The following is a 14,478-nucleotide window of genomic DNA, read 5'->3' on the forward strand; positions in this document are numbered from 1 at the left end:
CGGCGCGGGAGCGTCTCAGACCGCTGCGGTCCCCCAGTGGCGCAGCACCCACGTGTCGCCGGTGAAGCCGAACTCGCCGTGGCCGCAGTTGCCGAGCACGGCGAGGCGGCCGGTGCCGCTCATCCCGAGCAGCTCCTCGGAGGCGGCGCGCAGCACGGCACCGTGGGCGACGATGACGATCGACTCGGCATCGGTGCCGGTGACGATGTCGGTGATGGCCCGGGCCACGCGGTGACCGGATTCGGTTCGGGTCTCTCCCCCGGGCGGACGCGTGTCGGCTCCGGAGATCCAGGCGTGGAGTTCATCGGGCCACGTCCGGGCGATCTCGTCGCGGGTCAGTCCCTCCCAGTCGCCGAACGAGGTCTCACGCAGCCGTGCGTCACGGCTGACGGTCAGTCCGACGCGTTCGGCGAGCTGGTCTGCGGTCGCCGCGGCGCGCAGGAGGTCGGAGGAGACGATGATATCGGGGTGGAGTTCAGCGAGGGCGACGGCCGCGCGTTCAGCCTGTTCGAGTCCCACCGCGTTGAGAGCGATGTCCGACTGCCCTTGGAACCGCCGGGCGACGTTGTAGTCGGTCTGACCGTGTCGCCAGACGACGACGGTCTTCGTCATCGGACGTCGGTCTCGCCGGGCGTCTCCTCGGTCCCGGTCGCCTGCCCGGACTCGTCACCGAGTCCGACGTCGATGACCGGGACGTCCTTCCACAGACGCTCGAGGGCGTAGTACTCCCGCTGCTCGGACGAGAAGACGTGGACGACGATGTCGCCGTAGTCGAGCAGCACCCAATCGCCCGAACCTCGGCCCTCGCGGCGCAGCGGCTTGCGGCCGAGCTCCTTGAGCAGGGCCTCCTCGACACCGTCGACGATCGCGCCGACCTGCCGTTCGCTGTCGGCGGAGACGATGAGGAAGGCATCGGTGATGTAGAGGGTCGAGCTGACGTCGAGGGCGACGATGTCGGTGCCGAGTTTGTCATCGGCGGCCTTCGCGGCCGTCCTCAGCAGTTCGGTGGTGTCCACGCGGTCCTTTCGGGATGGTCAGAGCAGTCGGGAGGTCAGAGCAGCATGACGAGGGCGATGACGATGAGGGCGACGGCGAAGAGCGCCGCCACGCCCAGCACGATAAAGGGTACTTTGGACGGCTCCTCGCCGACAAGGATCTGTCCGTCGTGACCGGTCACGGCACTCGCCTTGATCCGGTGTCCCGGCGGGTTCTCCGTCTCTTCGTCCTCGTAGTCGGCGTTCGGCAGAGCCCATGCCTCGGGGACGGCATCCATCGGCCGGGTCTCCGGGTTCGCGGCCAGCGCCCGGGCGGCGTCGTCGGCCGACTGCGCGGACTCCGCTTCGTCACCCGCCCGCGCGTCCTTCTTCGCTGTCTCGGCCCCGTCGGTCGGCGACGTCGTCCCGGTCCGCGGGGTCGACGTCGGTGACGCGGTCGCGGTCTCGACGACCTCGGTCTCGGTGATCTCGGTCTCCCGTGCCCCCGTCTCCGTCGTCGTCTCGCTCACCTGCGCCGAGGCGGCGGTGACGACGCGCACGCCCTTCGTCGCCGGCGGCTGGACGATCGGCATCCGCCGCGAACGCGTCGTCGCCTCACGGTCGGCAGTCTTCGACGGTGTCGCCGGCGCGGCAGACTCTGCGTCGGTGCCCGCCCGTGCGGCCGGCTTCTCCGCCGCCGCGGACGTCCCGGCCTGCTTGACCGCCGGCGTGTTCGGGGTCGCGTCGGTCTGCGCAGCGGGCTTCTCACCCGGTGCGGGAACCTTCTCCGCCTTCACGTCGGGAGCCTTCGACTCCTCCTGGTTCGGCGCAGTGCCCTTGCCCGGCGCGTCGGCGGGTTTCGCAACGGTGTACTCCGCAGGTGCGGAGCCGGTCGGCCGGGCGGGGGCGTCCTCGGGTGCGGCAGGGCGCGGTGCCGAGTCCGGGGTCACCGGGGACTCGAAGTCGCGTGCGGCCACCTCGTCGGAGGTGCCCCCGAAGCCGGCGGTGTCGAAGGATTCGTGTTCGACGGGTCGGGCGTCCGCGTCGGGCTGCGACTCCTCGGGTTCAGCGATGACGGGGATCGCGCCCGTCGAGAGATCACCGTCGAGGGAGAGTCCGTGTTCGCGGAGGTAGCGTTTGCGCTCGGCACGGGATTCGAAATGCGGCAGCGGCGCACGCCGGGGATCGAGGCGATCCGCGGCGTTGACCGGGGGACGTTCCTGCGGGAGGTGGTCCGAGGCCAGCGCACCGCGTTCGTGGGCGACCTTCTCCGCCGGCGCCGGATCGATGCGCGAGGAGGAGTCCTGGACCACCTCGGCGGGGGCCTTGGGCTTCTCCACCGGACGCTCCGGCGGCGTGAGGAGGTCGGCCCGGTTCGTCTCCGTCGGCTGTGCAGGGGTCGACCTGGCCTCGAACTCCTGTTCGGCGGCCAGACGCTCGGCTTCGCGCCTGGCACGCCGTGACGTGAACTGCTCTTCAGCCATTATCACTCCTGTACAGGTCATGTTTCGCGATGTACTGCACCACGCCGTCGGGCACGAGGTACCAGACCGGGGCTCCGTCCATCACCCGTTGTCTGCAGTCCGTTGACGAGATCGCCAGCGCCGGGATCTGCGCCAGGCTCAGCCGGTCGACGGGCAGTCCCTCGCTGCGCAGTTCGTGGCCGGGTCGGCTGACCCCGACGAAGTGCGCCAAGGAGAACAGCTCATCGACATTCTTCCACGTCAGGATCTGAGCCAAAGCGTCTGCGCCGGTGATGAAGAACATCTCCGTGTCCTCGCCGAGGCTGGCGGTGAGGTCGCGCAGGGTGTCGATCGTGTACGTCGGACCGGGCCGGTCGATGTCGACGCGGGACACGCGGAACCGCGGGTTCGACGCCGTGGCGATGACGGTCATGAGGTATCGGTGCTCGGCATCGGTGACCTCTTGGGCGTCCTTCTGATAGGGCCGACCGGTGGGGACGAAGATCACCTCGTCGAGGTCGAAGGTCGATTGGACCTCGCTCGCGGCGACGAGGTGCCCGTGGTGGATGGGGTCGAAGGTGCCGCCCATGACACCGACCCGACGGGTGCGATCTGCCATATCAGTGGCGGTAGGAGATGCCCTTCCACGACCGGGCCACGACGGCCATCGTGAGGAAGATCGCCAGGGTGATGAGTCCGTAGCCGATCGGCTCCATCGGCAGCTCGTTGTGGGCCGCTGCTTCTTCGGCGGCTGCCAGCAGAGTTGCGTTCACGGTAGTGCTCCTTGTGTCTCGGACCGGCGGTGACCGGTGTGGTGTCCCATCAGTTTCTCACGTCATGTCGGCTGCGCGTGCAGCGACATGGGCGAAGTCAGTCGCGGATCTGCCCGTTTCCCTGCATGATCCACTTCGTCGTCGTCAGCTGCTCGACGCCCATCGGACCACGGGCGTGGAGCTTCTGCGTCGAGATCCCGACCTCCGCGCCGAAGCCGAACTCTCCCCCGTCGGTGAACCGGGTGGAGACGTTGACGCCGACGGCGGCGGCGTCGATGGCTGTGACGAAGGTCTCCGCGTTGTCGATGTCCTTCGTCACGATCACCTCGGTGTGTCCGGAGGTGTAGGCACGGATGTGGTCGATGGCCTCGTCGATGCCGGAGACGAGCTTGACCGCGAGTTCGAGGTCGAGGTACTCCTTGGCCCAGTCCCGCCGGGAGACGCGGCGGATGCGCATCGACTGCGGGGCCAGGGCGGCGACATCGGAGTCGGCGTGGACGACGACGCCGGCCGCCTCGAGGCGCTCGAGGAGCTTCGGCAGGATCCGCTTCGCGGCCTTCTCGTGGACGAGGAGCGTCTCGAGCGAGTTGCACACACTCGGGCGCTGCGTCTTCGAGTTGATGACGAGGTCGACGGCGGTCTTCACGGTCGCCGAGGAGTCGATGAACATGTGGACGTTGCCGATCCCGGTCTCGATGACGGGGACGATCGAATCCTGGACGACGGTGTTGATGAGCTCGGCGCCGCCGCGCGGGATGAGGAGGTCGACGTAGTCGCGGGAGTTCATGAGCACGCTCGCCCCGTCGCGTCCGTACTGGTCGATCGTGCTGATCGTGTCGGCGGGCAACCGGACGGATTCGACGGCACGGCGGAGGACGGAGACGAGTTCGGCGTTCGTGTGCTCCGCTGCCGAGCCTCCGCGCAGGATCGAAGCGTTGCCGGCTTTGAGGGCGAGGATGGCGATGTCGACGGTGACGTTGGGGCGGGCTTCGTAGATCGCACCGATGACGCCCATGGGCACGCGGGACTGCGTGAGCCGGATCCCGTTGGGCAGGGTGCGCCCGAGGACCGTGGTGCCGACCGGGTCGGGGATGTCGATGACCTGCTCGACGGAATCGGCGATCGCTGCGATCCGCGCCTCGTCGAGGCGGAGGCGGTCGAGGAGCGATTCGCTCATCCCGTTCTCAGCACCCTTGGCAAGGTCGCTCTCGTTGGCCTTGACGATGCGGGCAGAGGACTCGCGCAGCCCCTCGGCGATCGCCTGCAGTGCCGCATCCTTCTCCGCCGTCGAGGTCGTGGCCAGACGAGCGGCGGCCGCCTTCGCGTTCCGCGCGATCCTCGTCACCCCGCGCACGGTCTTGGGGTGGATGTCGGCTGCTGCGGTCATGGACTAGCTCCTCCCGCTCACGTGGGTGAGGACGAGATCGTTGCGATGGATGACTTCTTTACGGTAGTCACTTCCCAGGCGGGTGCCAAGTTCCTCTGTGGTCAGCCCGAACATCATCGGCAGCTCGGCGGAGGAGAAGTTCGTCATCCCCCTCGCCACGGTCTCTCCGCTCAGACTGCGGATCTCGACAGGGTCACCTGCCTCGAACTCGCCGTCGACGCCGACGACCCCGGCGGCGAGCAGACTCGTCCCGCGTGAACGCACGGCCGTCGCGGCGCCGTCGTCGATCGTCACCGAGCCGAAGGTCCGCGCCAGATGCCGCAGCCAGAGCAGACGCGTGCCGCGGCGACGGTGGGTGACGGAGAACGCCGTGCCGACGTTTCCGCCCGCAAGCACCTCGCCGACCCTGTCCGCCGAGGTGAGGACGGCGGGAATGCCCGAATCGGTGACCATGAGCGCGGCATCGACCTTCGTCGCCATGCCCCCGGTGCCCGTGCCGGCCGAGCCCACTCCCCCGATCGCGACCCCGCCGAGGTCGTCAGGACCGGCGACATGGCCGATCCGGGAGGAGGTGTCCAGGTGGGGCGGGCCCGTGTAGAGGGCGTCGACGTCGGAGAGGAGGACGAGGGCGTCGGCGTGGGAGAGGTGGGCGACGAGGGCGGCGAGCCGGTCGTTGTCGCCGAACCGGATCTCCTCCGTCGCCACCGCGTCGTTCTCGTTGACGATCGGCAGCGTGCCGAGGGTGAGCAGCCTGTCGATGGCCCGTTGGGCGTTGCGGTACCGGGTGCGACGGATGAGGTCGTCGGCGGAGAGGAGGACCTGGGAGGGCACGAGGTCCCAGCGGCCCAGTGCCCGGGTGTAGGCGGCCATGAGGAGGCCCTGTCCGACGCCCGCAGCCGCCTGCTGGGTGGCGAGGTCGCGGGGGCGGCGGCGCAGCCCGACGGGTTCGAGGCCGGCGGCGATCGCACCGGAGGAGACGAGGACGACCTCGCGGCCTTCGGCCCGGTGGGCGGCGATCGCGTCGGTGAGGGCAACGAGGCGGGATTCGTCGAGTCCGCCGTCGATCGTCGTCAGCGACGACGACCCGACCTTGATGACGATGCGTTTGGCCGCCGCGATGTCCGCGCGCACCGCTGCGCCGGCCTCCTGCGAGCGGGTCGTCGCGGTCATCGGTCGTCGCTGGGCTCGGCGTCGCCGCGTGCCCGCGCGGCCCTTTCGGCGAGGCGCTCGGCCTCGAACTCGGCACGCACCGCGGCCTTCGCGTCCTGCCGTTCGTGGTAGGCGGCCTTGCGCTCCTTGCGGCTCGCGCGGGCTTCCTCCTCGAGGCGGAGATCGGTGCCGCGGGACCCGAGCAGTTCGGCCCTGCCGACGCTCGTGGGATCCCAGTCGAAGACGACGCCGTCGCCCTCGCCGATGACGACGGTGTCGCCGGGCTTCGCACCGGCCTTGAACAGCGCCTCTTCGACGCCGAGGCGCTCGAGCCGGTCGGCGAGGTAGCCGACGGCCTCGTCGTTGGCGAAGTCGGTCTGGACGACCCAGCGTTCGGGCTTGTCACCGAGGACGCGGAAGACCGGACCGTCGGAGTCGCGTTCGGAACGGATCTCGAAGCCCCTGTCGTCGACGGCCTTGGGTCGGATGACGACCCGCTGGGGCACCGCCTCGAGCTCCGCGCGGCGTTCGCGTTCAGCGGCGACGAGGCCGGCCATGGCGAAGGAGAGCTCGCGCAGGCCCGCATGGCTGACAGCGGAGATCTCGAAGACGCGGTAGCCCGCCGCCTCGAGGTCCGGGCGGACGATGTCGGCGAGTTCGCGGCCGTCGGGGATGTCGACCTTGTTCAGTGCCACGAGCTTCGGGCGTTCGGAGAGGGGAAGGTCGCTCGTGCCGTCGCCGAGGTCGACGGAGTAGGCGGCGAGTTCGGACTCGATGGTCTCGAGGTCGGAGACGGGATCCCGACCGGGCTCCCACGTCGCCATGTCGATGACGTGGACGAGGGCCGCGCAGCGTTCGACGTGGCGGAGGAACTCGAGTCCGAGGCCCTTGCCCTCGGAGGCCCCGGGAATGAGCCCGGGGACGTCGGCGATCGTGTAGCGGACGTCGCCGGCCTCGACGACGCCGAGGTTGGGCACGAGCGTCGTGAACGGGTAGTCGGCGATCTTCGGCTTCGCGGCCGAGAGCGCGGCGATGAGGCTCGACTTCCCCGCCGAGGGATAGCCGACGAGGGCGACGTCGGCGATGGTCTTGAGTTCGAGGACGAGCGTCGAGGACTCTCCGGGTTCACCGAGGAGGGCGAAGCCGGGGGCCTTGCGCTTCGTCGAGGCCAGCGCGGCATTGCCGAGTCCGCCGCGGCCGCCGGCGGCGGCGACGAATTCGGTGCCGGGTCCGACGAGGTCGGCGAGGACCTCACCCGACTGCGTCTTGACCACGGTGCCGTCGGGGACGGGGACGATGAGGTCCTTGCCGTCGGCGCCGTGGCGGAGGTCGCCCTTGCCGATGCCTCCGCCGTCGGCCCTGAGGTGGGGGCGGTGGTGCAGAGGAAGCAGCGTCGTCGTCTGCGGGTCGACGACGAAGGTGATGTCGCCGCCGCGGCCGCCGTTGGCGCCGTCGGGGCCGCCGAGGGGCTTGAACTTCTCCCGCCGGATCGAGGTGCAGCCGTTTCCGCCGTCGCCGGCGGCCAGGTGGACCGTGACACGGTCAATGAACTCGGTGGCCATGATGTCCTTATATCAGATGAAGGGTGAGTCAGGAGACTCACCCTTCATGCTCCCCCGCCGAGCGGGAGACGTTCACTGTCCGTCGGTCAGACGCCGACGATGTTGACGACCTTGCGGCCGTTGCGCTTGCCGAATTCGACGGCGCCCGCCGTCAGTGCGAAGAGCGTGTCGTCGTTGCCGCGGCCGACGCCGACGCCGGGGTGGAACTTGGTTCCGCGCTGGCGGACGATGATCTCACCGGCCTTGACGACCTGGCCGCCGAAGCGCTTGACGCCGAGGTACTGCGGGTTCGAGTCGCGACCGTTGCGGGTCGAGCTGACTCCCTTTTTGCTTGACATGTCAGATGTCTCCTCTTACTTGATGTTCGTGATCTTGAGACGGGTGAGGTCCTGGCGGTGGCCCTGACGCTTCTTGTAACCGGTCTTGTTCTTGTACTTCTGGATCACGATCTTGGGACCGCGCAGTTCATCGACGACCTCGGCGCTGACCGAGATCTTCGAGAGGGCATCGGCATCGGTCGTGACCGCATCGCCGTCGACGAAGAGGACGGCATCGAGCTCGACGCTGTCTCCGGCCTTCGCCTTCATTCGGTTGACTGTGATGATGTCGCCGACGCTGACCTTTTCCTGGTGGCCACCGGCACGGACAATGGCGTAGACCATGGTCGAACCCTTTCTGCTCTTTCGCATACGAACGGCGGCTGATCCCTTGGCTCTGACGGAAGCGGCGCTTCCGCAGGAGACCCATTGAGAGGAATCACCGGCCGTGGTGCAACACGCGCACCGACGATCCAGTCTAGTCGATCCGGGTTCGTCTCGGCAAACCGCTGACGGGTCGGCCGACTCAGCCCTCGCGGGACTCGGCGATCCGCTCGTGGTGATGGATGACCTCGGCGACGATGAACGCGAGGAACTTCTCGGCGAACTCGGGATCGAGGTGCGACTCCTCGGCCAGACGGCGCAGACGGGCGACCTGTCGGGCCTCACGGGACTCGTCGGCGGGCGGGAGCCCATGGTCGGCCTTGAGCTCCCCGACGGTCTCGGTGAGTTTGAATCGCTCCGCGAGGAGGTGGATGAGGGCGGCGTCGATGTTGTCGATGCTGCCGCGCAGCTCGAGGAGTCGGTCCTGGGCTCGGGTGTCGTTCGTCACCGGATCAGTCTAACCGCGACGCACGCACTGCGCCCCGGGACCCGACCGGGTTCCCGGGGCGCGGTGAGGGCCGCAACCGCTCAGGCAGGCTGTTCGACCGGGACGGCGTCCTTGGTGTCCGGGTCGGTGAGCGTGCCGGCCTTGCGGTCGGCGAGGTACTTCTTGAGCTCCTTCTTGACCACCGGCATGAGGATGTAGAGGCCGAGGATGTTGATGAAGGCGCACATGAACAGTGCCGCGTCGGCGAACTCGACGACCTTGCTGAAGCTGGCGACACAGCCGATGACGACGAAGACGCAGACGAGGACGCGGAAGACCATGATCGTCGCCCTGCCCCGTCCGAAGAGGAAGCTCCATGCGCGCTCACCGTAGTAGGCCCAGGTGATGAGCGTGGAGAACGCGAAGAGAGCGACGGCAATGGCGAGCAGCACCGGGTACCACGAGGCGACGGTCGAGAACGCGTCCGAGGCCAGGGTGACGCCGCCGATCTCGCCGGTGCCGATGGATTCGGTGTAGGAGGGCTGGTTGGCGACGATGATCGTCAGTGCGGTCATGGTGCAGATGACGACGGTGTCGATGAAGGGTTCGAGGAGGGCGACGAAGCCCTCGGAGATCGGGCGCCGGGTCTTGACCGCGGAGTGGGCGATCGCAGCCGAGCCGATGCCGGCCTCGTTCGAGAAGGCGGAGCGCTGGAAGCCGATGATCATGACGCCGACGATGCCGCCGGCGATGCCCTGCGGGTTGAATGCGCCTTCGAAGATCTCGCCGATCGCCAACGGGATGGTGTCGAAGTTGATGGCGAGGACGAGGAGGCAGGAGATGACGTAGAAGATGCCCATCGCGGGGACGAGTTTGTCGGTGACCTTCGCGATCGAGCGGATGCCGCCGAGGATGACGAGTCCGACGAGGAGGGCGAAGAGGATGCCGAAGATCAGTCCGGCGAAGGGGCCGCCGAGGAACCCGTCCTCGCCGCCGGTCGCGGTGCGCACCTGGGCGAAGGTCTGGTTGGCCTGGAACATGCCGCCGCCGACGACGCCGAAGATGAGGATGGCGATGGCGAATATGCCGGTCAGCGTCATCGCCACGGGGCGGGAGAAGCGGCGGAACGCGACGGGCAGGTACTTGAAGGGCCCGCCGTGGACGACGCCGTTCTCGTCGATCTCGCGGTACTTCACACCGAGGGTGCATTCGACGAACTTCGTGCACATGCCGAGCAGCCCGGCGATGATCATCCAGAACGTCGCACCGGGACCGCCGAGGGCCACCGCCACACCGACGCCGGCGATGTTGCCGAGGCCGACGGTTCCCGACAGTGCCGAGGCCAGCGCCTGGAAGTGAGTGACCTCACCGGGGTCGGTCGGTGAGGAGTACTTGCCGCGGACGACCTCGAGGGAGACCTTGAAGCCGCGGAACTGGATGAAGCCGAAGTAGAGGGTGAAGATGAGGGCGCCGATGATGAGCCACGCGACGACGAACGGGAAGGAGATCTCCCCGATGGTCACGGGAACGAAGATGACGCTCGAGAACCAGGTGGCGATCGGATCGAACCACGCGTTGATGGCGTCGTCGACGGGAGAAGTGGGGGCGTCTGAGGCTAAGAGGAGTCTGTCCATGAAGCCTCAATGTTCCGCAAAGGGGCCGCCGGATCAAGCGAATTCGCGTCCGTCATCCGGACAGTTACGGAACTGTTACGTGAGTCACATATTCGGTGGCACCAAATGATTCGAGACTCCCCCGGTGCCCTAAGCTGGCGTCATGTCAGAGAACCATCCGCCGTCATTCCCGAACGATTCCGACCCCCGACCGCATCCGCCGGGGCAGGCCGGTCCCGGGCAGGTCGGCCCGACCGACCCCGGACGCGGACCCGGCACTCCCCCACGCGGCCGGGGCCCAGCGGGAGAGGCTCCGAACGATCATCGCGGACCCCTGCGTGACGGCCCGGGACGGCCCACCCGCATCGTCTCTCCCGAGGGTGAGCGGGTGCGCGAGCGGCCCGCAGGAGGGGTCTCCGGCTACTTCGCGATCGTCGCCGCCGTCGGACTGCTCATTCTCGCCGCGCTTCTCGCCCTCATCGGCTTCGGGCTGATGATCGCGCAGCAGCCGCTGGGGGTCATCCTCATCGTCCTCGGCGTCCTCGCCTTCATCGCCTCGATGTTCCTCTTCAAGGGATGCACCTCGGTGGCGCCCGGCCATGCCGTCGTCCTCCAGCTCTACGGCCGCTACGTCGGAACCGTGCGGCAGTCGGGGCTGCGCTTCGTCAATCCGCTCTATTCGAAGCAGCAGGTCTCGACGCGCATCCGCAACCACGAGACGTCGACGCTCAAGGTCAACGACCTCGACGGCAATCCCATCGAGATCGGCGCCGTCGTCGTCTGGCAGGTCAGGGACACCGCGCAGGCCCTGTTCGAGGTCGACGACTTCGAGGAGTTCGTCGCGATCCAGGCCGAGACCGCCGTCCGCCATATTGCGAACTCGTACGCCTACGACTCCTCCGATCCGCGCCGCATGTCCCTGCGCGACAACGCGGACGAGATCACCTCGAAGCTCTCCGAGGAGGTCGCCGCGCGCGTCGCCTCCGCCGGTGTGACGGTCATCGAGTCGCGGATCACCCAGCTCGCCTATGCCCCGGAGATCGCCCGCGCGATGCTCCAGAGGCAGCAGGCGACCGCCGTCGTCGCCGCCCGCCAGCTCATCGTCGAAGGAGCCGTCGGGATGGTCGAGACCGCGATCGAGCAGATCGAGCGCCGCGACATCGTCACGCTCGGCCATGCCGAGCGCAGTGACCTCGTCACGAACCTCATGATCGTCCTCTGCGGAGACCAGGCGGCGCAGCCGACGATCAGCACGACGAGGAACCGACAGCCCGGCAGCTGAGAACCCCGCCAGAGGCCACAGGGCTCGATCCCCGCGCACAGAGAAGCGCCCCACCTGCTGGTGGGGCGCTTCTCTGTGCGCGGTGCCGATTGCCGACGGTGCGGAGTCGGCGGTTCGGCCTCAGTCCTCGCCGATGATGACGAACGAGGTCGTCAGGGACTCCTGCGGGGTCTCGGCGGGCTTGTCCTTCTTCACCGGAGCCTTGCGCCGAGGTGCCGGCTCCTCAGCGGCCACCGCGACCTTCGTCGTGGTGTCGGCACCGATCATCAGCGGCAGCTCCCCTGCCGGCTGCTCGGGCTCAGCTGCCGACGGTGCGGACTGTGCGAGCGACTCCGACTCGGTTTCCGTCGGCGGCTCGGGCTGGGCCTCCTCGACCGTGGACCCGGCCTTCGCGTCGTTCGTCGACTCGGCGTCGCGCTCGGACTTCGTCGACCGCTTCCGTCCCCGCGACTTCGATCGGCCCTCGGACTTCCGCTCGGACCGGTTCGGCTGAGACTCCGAGACCTCGGACGGCTGCTGCGCGTCCGCCTCGGTCTCGTCGTCCTTCTTCAGGGTCGCCTTGGCGATCGCGGCGACCGCGGAGCGGGAGGCCTCATTGGCCGCCGCATCCGACTGCGACTCGGTCTCGGTCGACTTCGCCGACGATCGGCGTTTGCGATCGCGCTTGCCGCCGGTCTCCGAGTTCGACGATCGTCCGCCGCGGTGGGCCTTCGAACCGTCCTCCTCCGAACCGGGCAGGAGCAGCCCGCGTCCGCTGAGGTCGGCACCGGCGGAGACCATCGACTCGGCCAGACCGGTGCCGATGCGCTTGCGCGTCATCTGGACGAGACCGAGCGAGGTCACCTCGGCGACCTGATGCTTCGTCCGGTCGCGACCGAGGCATTCGACGAGACGGCGCACGACGAGGTCGCGATTGGATTCGAGGACCATGTCGATGAAGTCGACGACGATGATGCCGCCGATGTCGCGCAGGCGCAGCTGGCGGATGACCTCCTCGGCGGCTTCGAGGTTGTTCCTCGTCACGGTCTCCTCGAGGTTGCCGCCGGCACCGGTGAACTTTCCGGTGTTGACGTCGATGACCGTCATCGCCTCGGTGCGGTCGATGACGAGCGAACCGCCCGAGGGCAGGTTGACGGTGCGGTTGAGCGCCTTCTGGATCTGCTCCTCGACCCGGTAGTGGTCGAAGATCCCATCGTCCTCAGAGTACCGGTGGACCCGGTCGAGGAGGTCGGGGGCGACGGCTTCGACGTACTCGTGGATGGTGTTCCACGCGCCGTCGCCGTCGATGACGAGCGAGTTGAAGTCCTCGTTGAAGACGTCGCGGATGATGCGCACGATCATGTCCGGCTCGCTGTAGAGCAGCTGCGGGGCGAGCACCTTCGTCGACTTCGACTTCTTCTCGATGGTCTCCCACCGCTTCGTCAGGCGTTCGACGTCCCGGCTGAGTTCCTTGTCGGTCGCGCCTTCGGCTGCGGTGCGGACGATGACGCCGTTGGAGTCGCCGACGAGCTCTTTGAGCAGCTTCTTCAGGCGGGCGCGTTCGACGTCGGGCAGCTTGCGGGAGATGCCGGTCATCGAGTTCCCGGGCACGTAGACGAGGAAGCGTCCCGGCAGGGAGATCTGACTCGTCAGACGGGCGCCCTTGTGCCCGACCGGATCCTTCGTCACCTGGACGAGGACGGAGTCGCCGGGGCTGAGCGCCGTCTCGATCCGACGGGCCTTGCCGTCCATGCCGAGGGCGTCCCAGTTGACCTCACCGGCGTAGAGCACAGCGTTGCGGCCCTTGCCGATGTCGATGAACGCCGCCTCCATGCTCGGAAGCACGTTCTGGACCTTGCCGAGGTAGACGTTGCCGATGAGCGAGGACTGCTGGCGGTTCTCCTTGAGATAGTGCTCGACGGCGATGCCGTCCTCGACGACGACGAGCTGGGTCTGGTCGCCGCTCTCGCGCACGAGCATCGTGCGATCGACGGACTCGCGGCGGGCGAGGAACTCGGCTTCGGTGATGACCGGGCGACGGCGTCCGGCCTCACGGCCCTCCTTGCGGCGCTGACGCTTGGCCTCGAGGCGGGTCGAGCCCTTGAGCGAGGTGACCTCGTCGCCGTCGGACCCGCGCGAGCGGGAACGGCGACGGCGGCGACGGCGCGAACCGCCGTCCTCGTCATCGTCGTCGGAGTCGCCGGTCCGGTCCTTCGGCGAGTCCTCATTCGCCTCGGCCTTCTCGGACCTCTCCGGCTTCTCGGACTCCTCACGCTCGGAGCTCTTCTCCGCCCTGCCGCCACGGCGCTTCGACCGGGAGGGACGCTCGTCCTCATCCTCGGTCTGCTCGGACTCAGCGTCGTCACGGGCGTCGGCGTCATCGTCGCGGCTGCGCGAGCGGCGGCCGCGGCCGCCGCGGCGACGGCGCCGTCCGCCGGACTCGGAGTCCTCGTCCCGGTCGCCGCGGTCGTCGTCGCTGCGGTCGTCGTCGCTGCGCGAGTCCCGGTCCTCGGCGAGGTCGTCGTCCTCATCGTCGTAGTCGTCATCGACCGTGACGACCTCGGCGAGTTCGGCCTGGGGCACCTGGAAGATCAGGCCGCCGTGCTGCGGAACGGCGGGGGCAGGGCGGCTCGCGGGTTCGGCCGGCTGCGGGGCGGCGGGAGCGGCGAAGGGGTTGCGGGGATCGAATGCGGGGGCCTGCGGGCGGGCCGGTGCATCGGCGGCGTCCTCCTCGGCGTCGGCGTCGGACTCGGATCCGTCCGACCCGGTGCGGTCCGTCTCGCGGACGAACTCCTCGAAGACGAGCCCACGGTTGGCCACCGCCTCACGGGCCCGCTTCGGGCCGCGACGGCTGCGGGGACGGGAGTCCTCGCCGTCCTCGTCGGGGTTCTCCCGCAGGGAGCCTGCCGCATCGGCGAGGCTGTCGAGCTCTTCGCGCACCTTGTCGTCGACCTGGTGGTCGGCGCTGCGCGCGGCATTCGCGGACTCCTGCAGATCGGCGAGATCGGCGAGGATGCCCTCAGTGGCATCCGATGTGCCGTTGTCGTTCGTCGAATCGTTCATGATCACTCCTGGACCGGTGCCTCCGTCCACACCACACGGATGACCGGTGTCCTGCATGGCCCGTGTCGGGCCGAAACCTGTGGATGTCATCCCGGGCTCGCGCTC

At 68.5% G+C, this 14,478-nt stretch carries 14 protein-coding genes; 1 reads left to right on the forward strand and 13 read right to left on the reverse strand.

From position 1 onward, the window contains the following. Nucleotides 1-15: 15 nt before the first annotated feature. From BC102111_RS06415 to BC102111_RS06465, 12 genes are all read right to left on the reverse strand, one after another. A complete protein-coding gene (locus tag BC102111_RS06415) occupies nt 16-612 on the reverse strand; it encodes a histidine phosphatase family protein (protein WP_101623851.1) in 597 nt (198 codons plus the stop codon). Then, nucleotides 609-1,016: a ribosome silencing factor gene (gene rsfS, locus BC102111_RS06420; RefSeq protein ID WP_009375441.1), complete on the reverse strand. Its 408-nt coding sequence runs from the start codon at nt 1,014-1,016 to the stop codon at nt 609-611. Before rsfS ends, BC102111_RS06415 begins: the two co-directional genes overlap by 4 nt. 35 nt (nt 1,017-1,051) lie before the next feature. After that, nucleotides 1,052-2,458 (reverse strand): hypothetical protein, encoded by a 1,407-nt coding sequence (locus tag BC102111_RS06425; RefSeq protein WP_101623852.1) that lies wholly within the window; start codon nt 2,456-2,458, stop codon nt 1,052-1,054. Next, entirely contained in the window at nt 2,451-3,056 is a 606-nt protein-coding gene (nadD, locus tag BC102111_RS06430; RefSeq protein ID WP_040340979.1) for a nicotinate-nucleotide adenylyltransferase, read from the reverse strand. The genes BC102111_RS06425 and nadD overlap by 8 nt, the downstream gene beginning before the upstream one ends. 1 nt (nt 3,057) lies before the next feature. After that, nucleotides 3,058-3,210 carry a hypothetical protein gene (locus tag BC102111_RS17725; RefSeq protein ID WP_167560205.1) on the reverse strand — a complete coding sequence of 51 codons (153 nt, stop codon included), beginning with the start codon at nt 3,208-3,210 and terminating at the stop codon, nt 3,058-3,060. 97 nt (nt 3,211-3,307) lie between these two features. Beyond that, a complete protein-coding gene (locus BC102111_RS06435) occupies nt 3,308-4,597 on the reverse strand; it encodes a glutamate-5-semialdehyde dehydrogenase (protein WP_101623853.1) in 1,290 nt (429 codons plus the stop codon). Nucleotides 4,598-4,600: 3 nt separating this feature from the next. After that, nucleotides 4,601-5,767 carry a glutamate 5-kinase gene (gene proB / locus BC102111_RS06440; protein ID WP_095375864.1) on the reverse strand — a complete coding sequence of 389 codons (1,167 nt, stop codon included), beginning with the start codon at nt 5,765-5,767 and terminating at the stop codon, nt 4,601-4,603. Beyond that, on the reverse strand, nt 5,764-7,308 hold the full coding sequence (gene obgE, locus BC102111_RS06445) for a GTPase ObgE (protein WP_101623854.1): 1,545 nt from the start codon (nt 7,306-7,308) through the stop codon (nt 5,764-5,766). The genes proB and obgE overlap by 4 nt, the downstream gene beginning before the upstream one ends. A gap of 86 nt (nt 7,309-7,394) precedes the next feature. Beyond that, nucleotides 7,395-7,646, reverse strand: a complete 252-nt coding sequence (rpmA, locus tag BC102111_RS06450) for a 50S ribosomal protein L27 (protein ID WP_009375430.1) — start codon at nt 7,644-7,646, stop codon at nt 7,395-7,397. Nucleotides 7,647-7,661: 15 nt separating this feature from the next. After that, nucleotides 7,662-7,970, reverse strand: a complete 309-nt coding sequence (rplU, locus tag BC102111_RS06455; protein ID WP_009375428.1) for a 50S ribosomal protein L21 — start codon at nt 7,968-7,970, stop codon at nt 7,662-7,664. 181 nt (nt 7,971-8,151) lie between these two features. Beyond that, nucleotides 8,152-8,457 carry a chorismate mutase gene (locus BC102111_RS06460; protein ID WP_009375426.1) on the reverse strand — a complete coding sequence of 102 codons (306 nt, stop codon included), beginning with the start codon at nt 8,455-8,457 and terminating at the stop codon, nt 8,152-8,154. An 80-nt stretch (nt 8,458-8,537) separates the two neighbouring features. Further along, nucleotides 8,538-10,070 (reverse strand): alanine/glycine:cation symporter family protein, encoded by a 1,533-nt coding sequence (locus BC102111_RS06465; RefSeq protein WP_009375424.1) that lies wholly within the window; start codon nt 10,068-10,070, stop codon nt 8,538-8,540. A 142-nt stretch (nt 10,071-10,212) separates the two neighbouring features. Between BC102111_RS06465 and BC102111_RS06470 the strand changes: the two genes are divergently transcribed. Further along, entirely contained in the window at nt 10,213-11,331 is a 1,119-nt protein-coding gene (locus tag BC102111_RS06470; RefSeq protein WP_101623855.1) for an SPFH domain-containing protein, read from the forward strand. A 120-nt stretch (nt 11,332-11,451) separates the two neighbouring features. On the opposite strand, the gene BC102111_RS06475 is transcribed toward BC102111_RS06470, so the two are convergent. Then, nucleotides 11,452-14,373 carry an Rne/Rng family ribonuclease gene (locus BC102111_RS06475; RefSeq protein WP_232252580.1) on the reverse strand — a complete coding sequence of 974 codons (2,922 nt, stop codon included), beginning with the start codon at nt 14,371-14,373 and terminating at the stop codon, nt 11,452-11,454. Nucleotides 14,374-14,478: the final 105 nt, after the last annotated feature.

Origin of the sequence: Brevibacterium casei CIP 102111, from assembly GCF_900169275.1 — a bacterium.
Classification (GTDB): Bacteria; Actinomycetota; Actinomycetes; order Actinomycetales; family Brevibacteriaceae; genus Brevibacterium; species Brevibacterium casei.